We start from the raw sequence: 16,254 nt of genomic DNA, 5'->3' as shown, positions 1-16,254 counted from the left end.
GAGCATCTGGAGAGAGCTGATGGCAGGGAGGGAACAGGGGGCGAATCTTATTGGCGTCATTGCCGAAACCGCCCGGGGTGCCGTTTTTCAGCCGCATGGCCACGTTGCAGGGCCGGCCAGACGTTTTCTGGCCGGGTATCATGAATCCGCAGGGCTTGTAGGGATGGGTGTACAGATGCTCCCTGTCCTTCTCGAGGGGCAATGGCCATTTCCCGGCACGGGCGGACTGGGGCAGGAGAAACGGTGTCTTGTCGGCCAGGGAGATGGCAGCGGCAATGACAGTGTCTATGATTCGATCCTGCGTCATCACCCTCCCCTGGTGCGGGAGGTGGATGAGATTGTCATTTCTTTCATCCCTGCCAGCATGTTCCAGCGTTGTTCCATAGGAGAAGCGTTGAACATCGGGCGGCTGGCAGCCTGTTTTGACCTTGCTTCATGGTTTGTGGATACCTTGCCCGGCCAGACCAGCAGCGGCTTTTATGAGCTGACGAAGCTGGATGTCAAAGCGCTTTCCCTGGGTGTCTGGGTCAATGTTCTGGTGACGTGGCTGTACGGAATGGACGTCCTGTCAGCCCGGGCGTTGCAGAAGATGCGTCTGGCCATCTGTGGCATCGTCATGGAAAATCTGGCACTGCTGAAGCTTGGCCCTTCAGCCCCGGCCTGTAGCAGTACGGCGGTTCTGCCAAAGAAATGTCTGGTGGAGGCCTATATGGGGCTGTACCCTGGCATGATGGGCAGGGTGGCGCGCATGCTTGCCTTCTGTCCGGAGGAACATATCCTCAAGACAGCCGGCTGTCCCGAGCGGGTGTGCCGTGATGTGCTCAGCAGGTCACTTGATTTCTTTCAGAGCAAGCAGGCTGTATGAGCTACTTTTTTTCGTCAGATTTTCCCTATAAGAAGTGACGGGGCCACTTTTGCGGTGTGTTTTGTGCAATCGGGCCAGTTGTTGGGGAGAAGTGGGAATATGGCAGCGTTTTCCATGCTGACTATTCTGCGTATTTTTTTAAACAGGTCCCGTGTGGGGGCCTGCTCTGTTCTGCTGCCATCCGTGGCGGCAATGTCTTTTGGGGCATCGCCTTCGATGGCCGCTGATGGCAGCCGGGCAGGTCAGCCTCTGCTCTATTCGGCCCAGGGTGCCCTGTCTCATGCCATGCAGACGCCTGCCGTCGTAAAGCAGACAGAGAAAGCACCAGAGCGACAGGTCATCCTTACACGGGACGGAAAACCTGTCCAGCAGGTATCCGTGGTGCAGAAACCGAAGGTAGTGGATGCCGAGAAGACGGCGGCCCATTATATCCATGACATGGGGTTGCGGCGTCGGCCATATTCCAATTATCCGACGGAAGAATTCGGTGTGTTCGGTGAGAACGGGCGTGAGCTGCTCGAGCGCGTGAACATTCCTTTGCATGAAGGGGACCCGATCAACAATGATGGGCCGCCGCTGCCCCGGCCAGAAGCACTCTTCCAGAAAATGCGTTGGAATGAGTGGCTGCGGGACCGTGGTGTGGTCGTCCTGCTGGACAACACCAACGAATTTGCTGGTGCCATCACCTCTCCGAGGAAAGGACTGGGGTTGAGGCAGGGGTCCTCCAATACGGGACAGTATGGTTTCGAGAATGACATTGACTGGTACAAGCTGGCCGGGATCCCCGGGTTCCAGACCCATGTCATCGGTGTAGGCCGTTACGGTATTCCAGCCAGCAGGATGTTTGGCGACAATGTGAACCCCAGCCAGGAAATCTATGGTGGTGGTGGTAACGTGGCGTTCCATCTCGTCTATTTCTACGGGGAAGAGACCCTCTGGGGTGGACGGCTGAACATCGCAGCAGGCCGCATGTCCATGGATTCGGACTTCGCCATCAGCCCGATCTACTGTAACTTCATGAACAACGCTTTCTGCGGAAACCCCAAGGCCGTTACGGATACGTACACACGGTCATCCTATCCGGGGTCAAGCTGGGGGGCCCGTATTCGTGGCCGTCCTACAGACAGTACCTACATCCAGGTCGGTGTCTATTTCCCCGAGCGCGGTATTTATGGCGTGCAGCAGAATCGCAGCGGGTTCAAGTTCAATGGCGGGACCATCAGCGGGGTCGTGACCCCGATCGAGGTTGGCTGGGAGCCTGAGTTTGGTAAACAGCAGCTGCCGGGTCACTACAAATTTGGGTTCTCCCCGGATACGTCCGACCATTATCTTGGTGTGTATAGTCCTCCCAATCGGCGCAATGCATGGCGGACCCGGATGACCATCCCCAACTGCCCGACCTGTCAGGGGGTGGGCGATGAGGTTCCCGGTACGGGCATCCGTCGTAATTTCAACTGGAGCATGTGGTTCCTGGCGGACCAGATGATCATGAAGAACAAGACACAGGACACGCCAGAAGGGGGACTGGTGGCCTTCTTTGATGCATACTGGAACAAGCCAGCCACAGCCATGCGTGGCAAGATGTATGCATTCGGTCTTGTGGATACGGGCTTCTGGCCAGCCCGCCCGCTGGATACGGTGGGTGTTTCCTTCTCCTATACCGGTTCCAGCAGCTATACCCGTGCTGCGCAGCGGTTCCAGGTGGATCATGGGATGGCTCCAGAGGGGGCGACCGCCTATTATGCGAGTGGCGGGGCGCCGCTCCTGTGGGGGTCTTATGGTGTGCAGCGCTGGGGCAGCACGCTGGAGGCCACCTACCGCATCCATGTCATGCGGGGTGTGACCTTTGCGCCGGATTTCCAGTATTACTTCCATCCGGGGATGCAGCGTGTCCTGAAGGACGCCGCCATGCTGGGCTTCAAGTCCCACATCCAGCTCTTCTGATGACGCTTCCTGCTTCCCGATGCAAAGGGGAAGCAGGAGGTTCGGGCCCCTTTCCAGCCACAGGCCGGAAAGGGGTTTTTTTATGGGCTTATTGGTTGGATGGAGGAGGCTGAGGCGTAGGGTCCGTGCGGGTCATGGCTTTGCCACGGACGAGCCAGTAAGCGGCGGAGAGTGACAGAACAGCGGCTGAAAGCGCCAGAAGTTCACGGACATTCACGCCATTCAGGTCCAGCACGATGAACTTGCGTACGGCTGCCATCATGCCGATGAGCAGGACGGACCTCATGCGGATCATTCCCTGTGATTCCGAACCGGGAAGAACGAGGATGGAGTGGCGGAATTCCAAGGCGATCAGGACGGTGAAGAACAGCCCGAAGACTTCCTGCAATATGGCAGGCTCCGTGGGGCTGAGGCCGGCATGGATGATGAGCTTTGCCACTGCCACCACGACATGCAGCAGCCCCAGGCAGGCCACCAGCGTGATGCAGATGGACAGGATCAACATGGCCGCTCCTTCAAACATGTCGAACAGGCGGGACAGTGTGACGAAGCCGGGCAGGGTGCTTTTCATGGAGTAGGGGATGCCTTTGATGTGGGGATGGATAATGTTGTGCTGCTTTTACTTCATTCTGATGGGAGGGAGAAAGGTAGGTGCAGCAGGACGCTTCCGCCTCCTCTGGCATGATTATGCCGACGGGGCGTCTGCCTGTGCGTCGCGGGGGGCCCGGTTTCGTGTCGGGTAGGGGACGGAAAGCAGCGTCTTACATACTACATGCGTCAGACATGAAGCACTGGGGAACGGCCTATTTTCAGGGAAAATCGTGGTGCCGGATGAGAGATTCGAACTCCCGGCCTTCGGTTTACAAAACCGCTGCACTACCACTGTGCTAATCCGGCAACGGGGCCGTACATCTCATTTTTCCCTCCAGAAATCAAGTGGAAAATCAGGGGAGTGGGGAAAAAATCCCGGCCAGGAAACAGCCGGACAGGTCAGCGGTCCGTGGTGGCGGGCTTCTGGTGCTGCATGAGATGGGCTGGGGGCGCAAGGACAGGGCCATCCTGTACAAAGCCATAGCCATCAGAAGAAAGGCCACGATGGCCGATAGCCTGGTTGGGTCTGTTACAGCCCCCCATGCTGAGCAGGGAGAGCACAAGGCCTGTCAGGAGGAAGAAACGGGGATGGCAGAAAGTCGGCATGGGCTTCCGTGGGTTGGTCAAAGAGGTGGACAGGATTGCCGGTCAGCATGAAGAGGGAAACAGTCTATCCTTCAGGGTGCGGGCAATGGCTCTGTAAGCCTGTGATGCAGGATGATCCGGGTCACGCAGGACAAGAGGGGTCCCTTCATCAGCACTGCATCTTATATCCCGCAGCAGGGGAATTTCCCCAAGGAAAGGAATGTTGAGGGCCTCTGCTTCCTTGCGGGCCCCACCATGGCCGAAGAGGTCAGTCCGTTCCTGACAGTGCGGGCAGCAGAAATAGGACATGTTCTCGATCAGCCCCAGCACGGGCGTTTCGGTCTTCTCAAACAGCGTGACACCCCGGCGGGCATCAAGCAGGGCAATGTCCTGCGGGGTGGAGACGATGACGGCCCCACCGGCCTTCAGCTTGTCCGAAAGCTTGCGGGTCAGGGTCAGCTGGGCATCTCCGGTGCCGGGTGGCAGATCGACCACCAGTACATCCAGCGCCCCCCAGGACACATCACTCATGAGCTGGGTCAGGGCGCCCATGACCATGGGACCACGCCAGATCATGGCCTGTTCCTTGTCAACCAGATAGCCGATGGACATCGTCTCCATGCCCCAGCGTTCCAGTGGGCGCAGCCTGCCATTCTCGACAACAGGTTTCTGGGTTTCACCCAGCATGTGGGGAAGAGAGGGGCCGTAAATGTCAGCATCCAGCAGGCCGGTCCGAAGGTCCAGCCGGGCCAGGCTGCATGCCAGATTGACGGCTGTGGTGGACTTCCCCACGCCTCCCTTGCCGGACGCCACGGCAATGACGGCCCGCACATCGGGCAAGCAGGCTTCCGGGGGGGCGGAGCGGCCTGTGGGTCGCTTCCCGAGGGCCAGAGGCCGGTGCCCGCTTTCTGCACCGGCCTTGCGGGGGGCGGGGCCTGCCGGGCGATGAGCTGTGAGGGACAGGGTCAGACTGCTGACGGCGGGGTGCTGCCTGAGCCTGTCCTCCAGTGTCGTCTGAGCGTCTTGGAGGAACGCCGCACCTTTAGCTGTTGTCCGCAGAATGAGGTGGAGATGGCCATCTTCCAGTGTCAGTGCTTCTATGCTGGTCTGACGTGCAGGCTCTTCTGCTGTGAGAAAGTCGGAGATGAGGTCTTTCAGGGAAGAGATGTCGGTGGCTGTCATGGGGCAGGACCTCTCATGCAACGCCCCTCATGAGGCAAAAAAACACAAACTTGCAGGCTGGAAGGATGACGTCCGGTCCGCCGTGGAGTAGATTCTACAGCATGAGCCGATTCATGTCTTCTTCTCTTCTGTCTTCCTCCCGCATGAGGGTGGCCCGCTGGCTGTCCTGTTGCGTGCTTTCTGGTATTCTTGGCCAGTCCGGTGGAGCCTGGGCGCAGGATGATGTGCCGATGCCGACCCTGCCGGGGGAAGAGCTGCCGCAGGGGGGGAGCGTGACAACCCGTGCTGCGCATGAGGCGGCCATGATGCCCGGTTTTGCGGCACTGGTGGAGCGGCTCCTGCCTGCTGTGGTGAATATTTCCGTCTCCAGCGTGATCCACCCTGATGAACAGCAGCCGGACGGGCCGGATGGCAGTACACCGTCCGGGCCGCAATCATCCCCTTTCCCGCCAGGGTCACCGCTCGAGAAGTTTTTCCATGATTATCTCCACCGCCGTCATGCCGATGGGCACCCTGCCCGTCAGGTACAGGCGCTGGGGTCCGGCTTCATCATCGATCCTTCTGGCGTGGTGGTGACGAACAATCACGTCATTGACAATGCCCAGCAGGTGAGCGTGACTCTGTCGGATGGGACGGAATATCCGGCACGGATTGTCGGGCGGGACAGCAAGGAGGACCTTGCCGTCCTTCAGGTGAAGGCAGACCGGCCCCTGCCGTCCGTCCCGTTGGGGCATAGTGACGATGCCCGCATCGGAGACTGGGTGCTGGCCATCGGCAATCCGTTCGGTCTGAGTGGCACGGTGACAGCTGGCATCATTTCGTCCCGCAAGCGGAATGTCGATCACGGTTTGTATGACGACTTCATCCAGACGGACGCAGCCATCAATCACGGTAATTCAGGTGGCCCGCTCTTCAATCTGAAGGGTGAGGTCATCGGGATCAATACGTTGATTTATGGCGGGTCTGGTGGGGATTCCATCGGCATCGGCTTTGCCATTCCTTCGGATGATGCCCGAGGCATCATCAACCAGTTGCGGCAGACAGGCCATGTCCGGCGTGGCTGGTTGGGTGTGCGCTATCAGGATGTCACCCGCAACATGGCAGAAGACCTTGATTTCTGGAAAGCGGATGTGCCCGGAAAAGAACGGGGAACGGGGGCCATCGTTGCCGAGGTCAGCAAGGATGGGCCGGCCCGGAAGGCAGGTTTGCAGGTTGGGGACATTCTGACAGCCCTGAATGGTCAGCCGGTGACAGGCCAGACCCTGCCCCGGCTCGTGGCGGGGTATCAACCGGGAGAGACGGTGCATTTCACCCTTTGGCGGCGTGGCAGCTATCAGACGCTGGATCTGACCCTGGGGCGCAACCCCGATGAGAAGGATCCCCTTCCTTCCGACACGCACCCGCCGGAACATCCGGTAAAGACCCTGAAAGAACTGGGGGTGAAGCTGGGCGTGGTCGATGAAGCGGCCCGGACGCAGTATGGCCTGACTGACAGCCAGAGGGGTGTGCTGGTGATGCGTGTCTATGAGGGTAGCCCCGCTGCCAGCCGTGGGTTGACGGAAGGGAATCTGGTGCTTCAGGTCGGGCAGCAGGAGGTCAATACACCGGAGGCCCTGCAGGCTGCGCTGGACCGTGCCCGTGAGCTGAAGCGGACGGATATTCTTCTGTTGGTGCAGGATGGTGAGGGGCTGCGCTGGGTGGCTGTGCCATTGGGGGGACAGCAACCCCAGCCGTGATGGAGCAGACCCGCCTTACAGGCCACGGTCCCGCTTTATCTGGTCCCATGCGGCATTGATGCGGGCCACATGCTCCTGTGCTGCTTTCCGTTGAGCATCGCTCATGGGGCGCTGGGCAAGACGGTCCGGGTGATGTTCACGGATCAGCACACGCCAGCGTGTCCGGACTTCGCCATCCGTTGCCGTTGCACTGATGCCCAGCACACGATAGCACTCTGCCGTTGATGATGTGGAGGCAGCCCGGGGCTGGCCGTCCTCGGCCCGCTCCCAGGCCCGTTCTGAAAGGCGGAAGGCTTTGTGCGTCCGGCGGAGATAGTCCATTTCTGCCGGATGCAGCGGGGCCCCGGCAGGCAGGTCTGCCCTGGCAATGCGGAAGAGGACGCTGAGCAGTGTTTCCAGCGGCTCCGGCTTGTCGGCAAAGGCACGACCCAGCTCACGGGCATAAAGTTCGAAATCGTCCGTCCGGTTCCGGGCCCGGTCAAAAAGCAGGCCAACCTCTTTCTGGTTGTCTTCAGGGAACCGGAAGGCCGTCTTGAAGGCTTCAATCTCGGCCCGGTTCACGGGGCCATCGATTTTGGCCAGCTTGGCGGAGAGCGTGACGACACCAAGGCCGTAGAGCTGATCCGTCTTTCCCAGCAGGGCAGAGAGTTTTGCGGCGGTGAAGAAGGCGGCATTATGCGGGTCGGGCTGCCCCCGTGCGGGGAAACGGTCGCCCCATGTGCCGGAGAGCGGGGTCAACAGTCTGTCCGTATCGCTCATATGGCCCAGAATGGCCCCGAGAAGACCGCCGACCGGCCCCCCGGCGGCAAAACCGGCAATACCACCAAACATTTTCCCCCAGAAAGCCATCGATGCCCCCCCCCTGTTCACATGGTTGTAAACTCTATCACGGGGACAGGGGAGGGCGGAACAGGAATATGCGGTCTTTCCAAGACGGGTCACACGGGGGCTGACGGGGCCTGGTTCAGGGCAAAGCGTAGTGCCGTGAGGCGAAGCAGGGAGGCCAGCGTCTGTTCCGGGGGGCGATGCCTGTCCAGCCGGGCGATGAAGGCTGCCAGGGCAAGCTGTTCGGCACGGGCCATGGTCTCCAGAACCTGCCAGAATTCGGCTTCCAGAGCGATGGAGGTTCTGTGCCCGTACAGGCTGAGGCTGCGCTTCTGCAACTGTGGTGGGGGTGGAGGAGGAGCGTGCATGGGGGAAGTGTGGCAGCTGGCATTGTGTGTGGAAAGGGATTTTCTTGTCAGCTCCGGCGCAGGCCGCCATCATGAGGCATGAGATTCTTTTGTCCTGCTGTTTTTGCCCTTTTTGTCTTTCTTGCTGGCCAGACAGGTCGGGTGTCTGCTGACCCGGTGGCGGCCCCGCCTTCCGTGGCGACCCTGTTCGAAAGGGTGAAGACCGACCCTGTCCGGCTGGAGCTGTTCCTGCGGGCCTTCCCCAAGGGAGCGGACCTGCACAACCATCTTTCCGGGGCGGTCTATGCCGAGAGTTTCCTCAAATGGGCAGCGGGGGATGGCCTCTGCGTTTCGCTGAAGGAGCGGACCATTCTGGCCAGTCATTGCCCAAAGCCGGGGGAGGGGCAGGTTCCGGCAGATGGTCTGCCAGGGAATGGAACCGGCTGGAATGAGATGGTCAATGCGTTGTCCATGCGCAATTTCATTCCTACGGAACATGACCGCTCCGGCCATGATCATTTCTTTGCGACCTTTCTGCGGTTCATGGCGGTGGAGTCAAGGCATCAGGGGGACATGCTGGCCGAGGCTGCCGAGCGGGCTGCCCGTGACAATGTGCAGTATCTGGAATTGCAGATCGCTCCCATTACCTTTGATGCATTGGGGGAGATGATGAAGGCTGCTGCCCTGCCTCCCTTGAGGACGGAAGCTGATTTCAGTCGGGCTTATGAGGTTCTGAAGCCCGCCCTGGGGCGGATGGCAGCCCTGTCCCATGTGGCCATTGATGAGATGGAGGCCCGTGCCCGAACCATCATGAAGTGCGGCACAGCGCAGGCTTCCGCAGGGTGTGGGGTGACGGTGCGCTATCAGTATTCCGCCCTGCGGACATTTCCGGCACCGTTTGTCTGGGTACAGCTCGTGGCGGCGTATGAGAGTGCCCGCCAGGATACCCGGCTGGTCGGCGTCAACATCGTGGCGCCGGAAGATGATCCGGTGGCCCTGCGGGACTATGACCTGCACATGCAGATGTTCCATACTCTGAACCGGCTGTATCCGGGGACGAATCTGAGCCTTCATGCGGGGGAGGTGACACCGTCTCTCGTGCCGCTGGGCGATCTGGACCATCATATCCGGGCGGCGATTGACGTGGCGGGGGCCAAGCGGATCGGCCATGGTGTGGATGTTCTGTGGGAGCATGACCCGGCCTCTCTGCTGGAAGAGATGGCACGGCGCTCCATTCTGGTGGAGATCAATCTGACCAGCAATGATGAGATTCTGGGTATCCGGGATGGGCGGCATCCTTTTTCGCTTTACAGGCAGGCCGGTGTGCCCGTGGCGCTCTCGACAGATGATGAAGGTGTGTCCCGTAGCGATCTGACGCAGGAATACATGCGGGCCGTATTGGCCTACCATCTGGATTATCCGACACTTGTCCAGCTGTCCCGTACGGGGCTGGAATATGGGTTCATGCCGGGGCAGAGCCTCTGGGCCGGGCATCATCTGGGGCAGGCTGTGCCGGCCTGTTCGGGCATGGTGCCGGGTGGAAGCGCCGCTCCAGCCTGTGAACGGTTTCTGAAGGACAATATGAAGGCACGGCTGCAATGGCAGCTGGAGGCCCGTTTTCAGGCTTTCGGGCAGGATGTGATGAAGAATCCCCTGCTGCGGTCCGTGCCCTGAGACAGGCCGGAGAGAACGATGGGAAGGAAAGGCATGTGATGAGACAGGCAGTGAAGGCGGGCTGGATGTATGGTCTTGGTCTTCTGGTCGGGCTGGTGGCAGCGGGGGCGGGGTCTGCCCGTCCGGCACAGGCTGCCCCGCTGGAGGTACACGTCGTGGTGGTGACAACCTTCGAGCTGGGGCAGGATAGTGGCGACATGCCGGGAGAGTTCCAGCACTGGGTGGAACAGTACCCGCTGGAACAAACACTGCCTGCACCGGGGACGGAGCACGGTGTCCTTCGCTATAATGCGCAAGACCATGTGCTTGGGCTGGTCAGTGGTGAGGGACCGGGCCATATGGCAGCGGCCATTACCGCTCTGGCGCTGGACCCCCGGTTTGACCTCCGCCATGCCTATTTCGTTCTGGCAGGGATTGCCGGTGTGAATCCCAATAAGGGCAGCATCGGGTCTGCCGCCTGGGCGCTGCATGTCGTGAATGGCGGGGCAGCCCATCTGATTGATTCACGTGAAATTCCGTCCGATTGGCCGGATGGTTTTACGCCGTTGCAGGGCCATGTACCGGATGAGCAGCCACGGCCACCGCTCCATTCCATCGCTGGGGACATGGCCTATACGTTGCGACCTTCCCTTGTGCGCTGGGCTTATGAAAGGACACGCCATATCGCTCTGCCGGACAATGAAAAACTTCAGGCCCATCGCCGGGCCTATCAGGGGTTCCCCGAGGCACTGAAGCCGCCGCATGTGATGATGGGTGATACGATTTCCGGTGAGACATACTGGCTTGGAGCGCTCATGAACCGGTGGGCGGAACGCTGGGTCGCTTACTGGACGGACCATCAGGGCGAGATGGTCACGACGGCAGAGGAGGACATTGGCCTCTGTCAGGCACTGGCGTTGCAGGCCAGAGCAGGACGTGTGGATGACCGGCGCCTCCTCATCCTGCGGACGACCAGCAATTTCGACATGCCGCCCAACGGCGTGGCACCGGCCACCATGCTGGCCAATGCAGCGCATGAGGAAAACCTGCCGGGCCTTTATGCCTCCACCAGTGCGGCCTATCAGGTGGCCAGCCCAATCGTGCGGGAGCTGGCCACCCATTGGGGGAGCTATGAAGGACAGGTGCCCTGAAGGAACGACCTAGCCCTGCTGGTAGCGGGGCATGGGCCATTCATCCTCGCTCCAGTCGCCCCTGGCCCAGTTCTGGCGGAGCTGGGTGGCGGTCTGTTCCAGCGTTCCTGCCACGATGGCGGCCCGTATCTGGCGCATGAGCCGCTGATAATAGGCGAGATTGTGGAGGGTCAGGAGCATCGGCCCGAGCATCTCGTTGGCCCGGAAGAGGTGGTGCAGATAGGCCCGGCTGTACCGGCCTGCCATCGGGCTGTCATCTTCGGGGGAGATGGGGCGGGTGTCTTCGGCGAAGCGGGCATTGCGGAGATTCAGCGTGCCCCGCTCCGTATAGGCCCGGGCAGTACGGCCTGCACGGGACGGCATGACGCAGTCGAACATGTCGCAGCCCCGCATGACGGCACCCAGCAGGTCATCTGGCGTGCCGACGCCCATCAGATAGCGGGGCTGGTCCTCGGGCAGCATGGGAGTCGTGTAATCCAGCGTGGAGAACATCAGCTCCTGCCCTTCGCCTACGGCAAGCCCCCCGATGGCGTAGCCCTCGAAGCCGATCTCCCGCAGGGCAAGGGCGGAGCGTTCCCGCAGGTCCTGTTCCGTGCCGCCCTGCACGATGCCGAACTGCCCATAGCCGGGGCGGGCGATGAAGGCTTCACGGGAGCGGGCGGCCCATCGCATGGACCGCTCCATGGAGGCTTCCAGCACGTCCTTCGTAGCGGGCAGGGCCGGACATTCGTCAAAGGCCATGGTGATGGTGGCATCCAGTTTGTACTGGATGTCCGTAGAGCTTTCAGGTGTCAGACGGTGGGAGCTGCCATCAATGTGGGAACGGAAGGTGACGCCATCTTCATCCATCTTCCGCAGTGGTCCCAGAGACATGACCTGAAATCCGCCGGAATCTGTCAGGATGGGGCCGGGCCAGTCCATCATGCGGTGCAGCCCGCCGAGACGCTGGACCCGCTCGGCCGTGGGGCGCAGCATGAGGTGATAGGTGTTGCCCAGCACGATGCCCGCCCCGGTGGCCCGCACATTGTCCATCGTGATGCCCTTGACGGTCCCGACGGTTCCGACCGGCATGAAGGTCGGTGTCGGTACGCTGCCATGACGGGTATGCAGCCAGCCTGCCCGGGCCCGCCCACACTGGGCGTCTTTCTGCCAGTGCATGCGGTCGGATGGGGTAAGGTTGGGGCGGATGGACTCGGTCGTCATGGGGCACGTTCCAGAAGGCAGGCATCACCGTAGGAATAGAAGCGCAGCCCTTCGGCAATGGCGTGATGATAGGCATGGCGCATGGTCTCCGTACCGGCAAAGGCACAGACCAGCATGAAAAGGGTGGAGCGGGGCAGGTGGAAGTTGGTCAGCAGGGCGTCCACCGCCCGGAAGCGGTAGCCCGGCCGGATGAAGATGGAGGTTTCGCCTGTCCATGGATGAACGATACCCTGTTCATCCGCCGCACTTTCCAGCAGGCGCAGGCTGGTGGTGCCTACGGCAACGACACGGCCGCCATTGGCACGGGTCCCGTTGATGAGACGGGCCGTTTCCTCATCAATATGGCCCCATTCCGCATGCATTTTATGTTCGGCAATGGTGCTGCGGACGGGCAGGAACGTCCCGGCTCCGACATGCAGGGTGAGGGTCTGTTTTTGTATGCCTCTGGCCGCAAGGGCCTCCAGCAGTTCTTCCGTGAAATGCAGTCCTGCCGTCGGTGCCGCCACGGCTCCACGAAAGCGGGAGAAAATGGTGCGGTAGTCGCTGTTGTCGGCTTCAGTCGGACCATTGGGGCGGGCAATGTAAGGCGGCAGGGCCAGGGCGGCCCGGCGTTCCAGAAAGTCATCGAACTCATCGCCTTCGACCGAGAAGCGGAGGGTCACGGCCCCATCGCCCTCATTGGTCAGGACGTCCGCCGTGACGGGATCATCCTCGAAGTGGAGCCGGTCACCGGGGCGGAGCTTGCGGGCATTGCGGGCGAGGGCATGCCACTGCCCTTCCGGCAGGATGCGGTCCAGCGTGATGCCGATTTTTGCCTCACCCCGTCGGGCCTCCATTTTTGCCCGGATGACTTCCGTATCATTGGCGACGAGCAGGTCGCCTTCCTTCAGCAGTTCGGGAAGATTGCGGATGCGATGGAGGGAGAGGGTTGCATCATCAGTTCCTGCAAGGGCCGGTGGGACGACATGCAGGAGCTGTGCCATGTCACGGGGGCGGGCAGGTTCCGTGGCGATATGGTCACGAGGGAGCGTGAAATCGAAGAGGGAGAGGTCGTCAGTCATTCCGGGGACATGGTTGGAGAAACAGGCCAGTCAGCGAAAAGGGGGCTTATGGCCCCCTCCACGTTGCTGATCCGTTGTGAATGGAGAGATCAGTGACGACCCAGCTGATGCTTGAGGGCGTCGATCAATGTCTGCACCTGCCCGCCATGGCGGGTGAGGTAGGTCGTGTAGTCGCTGCGCTGTGTCAGGCGCATGCTGGCACCCTCACCATACAGGTCCACCACCTTGGGCGGTTCGCCATCAATGACGGCCGTCATCAGGATGGGGGGCTGATGCGGACGGGAAATCTGAAGGGTCACCTTCTGGCCTGCCGGGGAGGGCACACTGTCCACCAGGCGGACGGAAATGTTCTGATATTCCCCCACGCGGGCCGTGACAGCATTCAGCAGTACGTCCTGAAACAGCTCAAGATAAAGCTTCTGTTGTTCCGGCGTGGCGATCCGCCAGTAGCGGCCCAGGCAGTAGCGGCCGATTCCTGGTACGTCCACATTGGCCCGCAGGAGGGGCAGAAGGGCTTCGCGCTTTTTGTCCAGCGAAGTGTCGCTGTTCAGGACGGCCACCAGTTTCCCGCCAAAATCATTGACAAACGCCTTTGCTTCATCACTGGAGGGAGTGGCGAAGGCCAGCGTGGGAATGAGAGCGAACAGGCTGGCAGCTCCCAGAATGGTGCGGCGTGTAAGCTGACGGAGCATCATGTTTAGGGATCCTTCCGATAAAGGCTGTCCTCATGGGGACGGAATGGTCAGTACCAGTCGGGGGTGGTGGCGCGGTGATCAGCCTTGAGGGTATCGATCTGGCTCTGACGCTGCTGCTGCCATGCACTTCGCATGAAAGCATAAGGGTCGAGACTTTGGTGTTCCAGCTGGTCCAGCTGGTCTGTACTGTCTGCAAAGGTATTGAAGGTGCCGAGAATGTTGTAGCCCCAGTTGAAGCTGATGAGGCCATACCCTCTGGGCACGTAGTTGATGGGTGTCAGCCCCTGGCCGATGGCATAGCCTGCGGCATCACGGAAATTGGTAGGACCAAGCCCGGGCAGGAAAATGTAAGGCCCGGATTTGACCCCCCACAGCGCCATGACCATGCCAGGGTCTGTCTCATGCTGCTTGTAGCCAAGATGCTGGGCAACGTCATAGAAGCCAGCCGTCGTCATGTTCAGCAGGAAACGCATGAAGGAATCCCCCGCACGCCGCGGGCGCCCTGCCCCCACATCGGAGAAGAAGACGGCGGGTTGGCGCCATGTCTCGTTCAGCGTGGCGACAGAGGTGCGGATGGGCTGGGGAATGTTGTTTTTCCAGAACCGTCCTACCGGCCGCAGGGCCTTGTGATAGACCCACATGTTGAGGCTGAACATCTTGCGGTTGAAAGGCTCGTAAGGGTCGTTGACCGCCTTGTAATCCGCCAGATCGTCCGGGTCGGTCGGCGGCTTGGCGTGGAGGGAACCACACCCGCCGAGCGACAGCAGGGCCAGGCAGCCGACCAGTGCGGAAAGTGCAGTGAGTCTGCCTCGATGATGCTGTTTTGTGCTGCCTGTGCACGCCATGCTGCTGCCGCTCCTGTTTTTTTCTTTCTTCAAGGCCCGGCTATGCGGCTTGCCACGTCATCCACCAGGAGATGGCAGCGGCGTACCTTTAACGGGAACGGGCCGTAACATACGTCTGATTCCACATGCGCAAGTCATGAAGACCAGTGAACTCAAGCATATGGTACTTGCTCCATGCTGCCTACCCCTTTCGAATATCAGGCATGTTAAGAAAAAGAAGTATTGCATTTTTGCATCGTTAGGTTTTCTGATGGACACCAGCCCTGAAGGGGACGCTTCCCGCCCCCTCCCGGGAGGAGCGCAGCCCGTCGTCCTGGCGGGTCCTGTATTTCGTGGAGTGCGAGAGATTTTATGTCTTTTCTGAAGAGTCGCAGCTGGCTTCTGTCTGCCAGCGCTTTGGTTGCCAGTGTGGCCCTGTCTGGCATGGCTGCCGCAGCGCCAACGGTCCAGACAAAGGACTGGGGTCGTCTTTCCACTGGCAAGAAGGTGCAGGCAATCACCCTGACCAATGATCATGGGGTGAAGGTTGTCGTGCTGACCTATGGCGCCATCATCCATGAGATGGACGTGCCGGACCGCAATGGCCGTCTGGGGAACGTTGTTCTGGGCTTTCCGAACATTGCCGGGTACGAAAACCATAACTCCGACCCGCACTTCGGTGCCGTGCTGGGGCGTGTGGCCAACCGTATTTCCGGTGGTGTCTTCACTCTGGAAGGTGAGAAGTATCATACGAGCGTCAATGAGGGGCCGAACACCCTCCATGGCGGTGCTGAGAGCTTTGACCGCAAACTCTGGAAGATCGTTCGCAAGGGCGTGGACTCCCAGGGGGCCTATGTTGTGCTGAAGATGGTCAGCCCCGATGGTGATCAGGGCTTCCCGGGTGAGCTGAAGACGCAGGTTACCTATCGTCTGAGCGGCAACGACACGCTGAGCCTGAAGTTCAATGCGACGACCAAGGCTCCGACGGTCGTGAACCTGTCCACGCACAACTACTGGAACCTCAATGGCGAGGGTTCCGGGAGCATTGCTCCGGAAGTGGTGCAGATCTATGCCGACCGTTTCCTGAGGACAGACGAGCACTCCATTCCGACGGGTGAGCTGGCCTCTGTTGAGGGGACACCGTTCGATTTCCGTCAGCCCCGCACGGTGGGTGAAGGCCTAGGCAGTGCAGACCCGCAGATGGCTCCGCAGGGTGGCTATGACAAGTGCATGGTCCTCATCGGCCCATCCCAGCCGGGCAATACGGAGCGTGTCGTGGCCCGTGTGACGGATCCCCGTTCCGGCCGTGTGATGGAAGTTGCCACCAACATGCCGGGGATGCAGTTCTATTCCGGCAACCATCTGTATGGCAATTATCAGGGTCCGTCTGGCCGCCCCTATGGCAAATGGGAATCTCTGGCTTTCGAACCTGAATTCTTCCCGAACAGCCCGAACATGCCGAACTTCCCGAGCATCGAGCTGAAGCCGGGTCAGACCTATGATTACGGGATGAGCTTCCATTTTTCCCGCCAGTAAGGGCTGAGGCTTTCAGGAGCTGAATCCTGGGAAAGGAGCCGGGCCGGTGCAGTCAT

General features: G+C 60.4%; 15 protein-coding genes and 1 tRNA gene. 6 read left to right on the top strand and 10 right to left on the bottom strand.

Annotation, left to right across the window (positions count from 1 at the left end; all coding sequences use genetic code 11):
• The first annotated feature begins 19 nt into the window (after positions 1-19).
• Both DTI93_RS06925 and DTI93_RS06920 read left to right on the top strand, forming a co-directional pair.
• Positions 20-865, top strand: a complete 846-nt coding sequence (locus DTI93_RS06925; RefSeq protein ID WP_043558241.1) for a hypothetical protein — start codon at positions 20-22, stop codon at positions 863-865.
• A 99-nt stretch (positions 866-964) separates the two neighbouring features.
• A complete protein-coding gene (locus DTI93_RS06920; protein ID WP_249080107.1) occupies positions 965-2,809 on the top strand; it encodes a carbohydrate porin in 1,845 nt (614 codons plus the stop codon).
• 88 nt (positions 2,810-2,897) lie between these two features.
• Here the strand turns inward: DTI93_RS06920 and DTI93_RS06915 are convergent, their stop codons facing one another.
• The 4 genes from DTI93_RS06915 to DTI93_RS06900 all read right to left on the bottom strand — a co-directional run bounded on the left by DTI93_RS06915 (position 2,898) and on the right by DTI93_RS06900 (position 5,167).
• Positions 2,898-3,380 carry a phosphate-starvation-inducible PsiE family protein gene (locus DTI93_RS06915; RefSeq protein WP_081562771.1) on the bottom strand — a complete coding sequence of 161 codons (483 nt, stop codon included), beginning with the start codon at positions 3,378-3,380 and terminating at the stop codon, positions 2,898-2,900.
• Between the two features lie 251 nt (positions 3,381-3,631).
• A tRNA-Thr gene (locus tag DTI93_RS06910) sits at positions 3,632-3,706 on the bottom strand.
• Between the two features lie 93 nt (positions 3,707-3,799).
• Positions 3,800-4,006 carry a hypothetical protein gene (locus DTI93_RS06905; RefSeq protein WP_249080106.1) on the bottom strand — a complete coding sequence of 69 codons (207 nt, stop codon included), beginning with the start codon at positions 4,004-4,006 and terminating at the stop codon, positions 3,800-3,802.
• Positions 4,007-4,048: 42 nt separating this feature from the next.
• Positions 4,049-5,167 carry an Mrp/NBP35 family ATP-binding protein gene (locus DTI93_RS06900; protein WP_249080104.1) on the bottom strand — a complete coding sequence of 373 codons (1,119 nt, stop codon included), beginning with the start codon at positions 5,165-5,167 and terminating at the stop codon, positions 4,049-4,051.
• Positions 5,168-5,280: 113 nt separating this feature from the next.
• On the opposite strand from DTI93_RS06900, the gene DTI93_RS06895 reads away from it, so the two are divergent.
• Positions 5,281-6,903, top strand: a complete 1,623-nt coding sequence (locus DTI93_RS06895) for a Do family serine endopeptidase (RefSeq protein WP_249080102.1) — start codon at positions 5,281-5,283, stop codon at positions 6,901-6,903.
• A 15-nt stretch (positions 6,904-6,918) separates the two neighbouring features.
• Here DTI93_RS06895 and DTI93_RS06890 read toward each other — a convergent pair whose 3' ends face one another.
• Positions 6,919-7,752: a TerB family tellurite resistance protein gene (locus tag DTI93_RS06890; RefSeq protein WP_249080100.1), complete on the bottom strand. Its 834-nt coding sequence runs from the start codon at positions 7,750-7,752 to the stop codon at positions 6,919-6,921.
• An 89-nt stretch (positions 7,753-7,841) separates the two neighbouring features.
• The gene (locus DTI93_RS06885) at positions 7,842-8,096 is read right to left on the bottom strand and encodes a ribbon-helix-helix domain-containing protein (protein ID WP_043558252.1); all 255 of its coding nucleotides are present in this window, start codon (positions 8,094-8,096) and stop codon (positions 7,842-7,844) included.
• A 78-nt stretch (positions 8,097-8,174) separates the two neighbouring features.
• Here DTI93_RS06885 and DTI93_RS06880 point away from each other — a divergent pair, with 78 nt between their 5' ends.
• Together DTI93_RS06880 and DTI93_RS06875 are read left to right on the top strand one after the other, a co-directional pair.
• Entirely contained in the window at positions 8,175-9,749 is a 1,575-nt protein-coding gene (locus tag DTI93_RS06880; RefSeq protein ID WP_249080098.1) for an adenosine deaminase, read from the top strand.
• 38 nt (positions 9,750-9,787) lie between these two features.
• Positions 9,788-10,879 carry a purine nucleoside permease gene (locus DTI93_RS06875; protein ID WP_249080194.1) on the top strand — a complete coding sequence of 364 codons (1,092 nt, stop codon included), beginning with the start codon at positions 9,788-9,790 and terminating at the stop codon, positions 10,877-10,879.
• A gap of 9 nt (positions 10,880-10,888) precedes the next feature.
• Here DTI93_RS06875 and tgt read toward each other — a convergent pair whose 3' ends face one another.
• From tgt to DTI93_RS06855, 4 genes are all read right to left on the bottom strand, one after another.
• A complete protein-coding gene (tgt, locus tag DTI93_RS06870; RefSeq protein ID WP_086442121.1) occupies positions 10,889-12,037 on the bottom strand; it encodes a tRNA guanosine(34) transglycosylase Tgt in 1,149 nt (382 codons plus the stop codon).
• 41 nt (positions 12,038-12,078) lie between these two features.
• Positions 12,079-13,143, bottom strand: coding sequence for a tRNA preQ1(34) S-adenosylmethionine ribosyltransferase-isomerase QueA (gene queA, locus DTI93_RS06865; protein WP_249080095.1), 1,065 nt, complete (start codon positions 13,141-13,143; stop codon positions 12,079-12,081).
• An 89-nt stretch (positions 13,144-13,232) separates the two neighbouring features.
• Positions 13,233-13,838: a phospholipid-binding protein MlaC gene (locus tag DTI93_RS06860; protein WP_227449678.1), complete on the bottom strand. Its 606-nt coding sequence runs from the start codon at positions 13,836-13,838 to the stop codon at positions 13,233-13,235.
• Between the two features lie 47 nt (positions 13,839-13,885).
• The gene (locus tag DTI93_RS06855; RefSeq protein ID WP_081563399.1) at positions 13,886-14,683 is read right to left on the bottom strand and encodes a VacJ family lipoprotein; all 798 of its coding nucleotides are present in this window, start codon (positions 14,681-14,683) and stop codon (positions 13,886-13,888) included.
• A 351-nt stretch (positions 14,684-15,034) separates the two neighbouring features.
• Between DTI93_RS06855 and DTI93_RS06850 the strand changes: the two genes are divergently transcribed.
• Complete coding sequence (locus DTI93_RS06850; protein WP_043558260.1) at positions 15,035-16,198, top strand: aldose epimerase family protein; 1,164 nt, start codon at positions 15,035-15,037, stop codon at positions 16,196-16,198.
• The last annotated feature ends 56 nt before the right edge of the window (positions 16,199-16,254 follow it).

The organism is Parasaccharibacter sp. TMW 2.1884 (genome assembly GCF_023337695.1).
Classification (GTDB): Bacteria; Pseudomonadota; Alphaproteobacteria; order Acetobacterales; family Acetobacteraceae; genus Bombella; species Bombella apis.
Note: the sequence above shows the minus strand (reverse complement) of the source record. Positions and strands in the feature narration are given on the sequence as shown.

What these genes read in the sequence shown, in the direction of transcription:
- DTI93_RS06885 (WP_043558252.1), bottom strand. Translation starts at nt 8,096, where the DNA reads ATGCACGCTCCTCCTCCACCCCCACCACAGTTGCAGAAGCGCAGCCTC.
- DTI93_RS06925 (WP_043558241.1), top strand. Translation starts at nt 20, where the DNA reads ATGGCAGGGAGGGAACAGGGGGCGAATCTTATTGGCGTCATTGCCGAA.
- DTI93_RS06855 (WP_081563399.1), bottom strand. Translation starts at nt 14,683, where the DNA reads ATGGCGTGCACAGGCAGCACAAAACAGCATCATCGAGGCAGACTCACT.
- queA (WP_249080095.1), bottom strand. Translation starts at nt 13,143, where the DNA reads ATGACTGACGACCTCTCCCTCTTCGATTTCACGCTCCCTCGTGACCAT.
- DTI93_RS06860 (WP_227449678.1), bottom strand. Translation starts at nt 13,838, where the DNA reads ATGATGCTCCGTCAGCTTACACGCCGCACCATTCTGGGAGCTGCCAGC.
- DTI93_RS06880 (WP_249080098.1), top strand. Translation starts at nt 8,175, where the DNA reads ATGAGATTCTTTTGTCCTGCTGTTTTTGCCCTTTTTGTCTTTCTTGCT.
- DTI93_RS06920 (WP_249080107.1), top strand. Translation starts at nt 965, where the DNA reads ATGGCAGCGTTTTCCATGCTGACTATTCTGCGTATTTTTTTAAACAGG.
- DTI93_RS06895 (WP_249080102.1), top strand. Translation starts at nt 5,281, where the DNA reads ATGTCTTCTTCTCTTCTGTCTTCCTCCCGCATGAGGGTGGCCCGCTGG.
- DTI93_RS06850 (WP_043558260.1), top strand. Translation starts at nt 15,035, where the DNA reads ATGTCTTTTCTGAAGAGTCGCAGCTGGCTTCTGTCTGCCAGCGCTTTG.
- tgt (WP_086442121.1), bottom strand. Translation starts at nt 12,037, where the DNA reads ATGCACTGGCAGAAAGACGCCCAGTGTGGGCGGGCCCGGGCAGGCTGG.
- DTI93_RS06890 (WP_249080100.1), bottom strand. Translation starts at nt 7,752, where the DNA reads ATGGCTTTCTGGGGGAAAATGTTTGGTGGTATTGCCGGTTTTGCCGCC.
- DTI93_RS06915 (WP_081562771.1), bottom strand. Translation starts at nt 3,380, where the DNA reads ATGAAAAGCACCCTGCCCGGCTTCGTCACACTGTCCCGCCTGTTCGAC.
- DTI93_RS06875 (WP_249080194.1), top strand. Translation starts at nt 9,788, where the DNA reads ATGAGACAGGCAGTGAAGGCGGGCTGGATGTATGGTCTTGGTCTTCTG.
- DTI93_RS06905 (WP_249080106.1), bottom strand. Translation starts at nt 4,006, where the DNA reads ATGCCGACTTTCTGCCATCCCCGTTTCTTCCTCCTGACAGGCCTTGTG.
- DTI93_RS06900 (WP_249080104.1), bottom strand. Translation starts at nt 5,167, where the DNA reads ATGACAGCCACCGACATCTCTTCCCTGAAAGACCTCATCTCCGACTTT.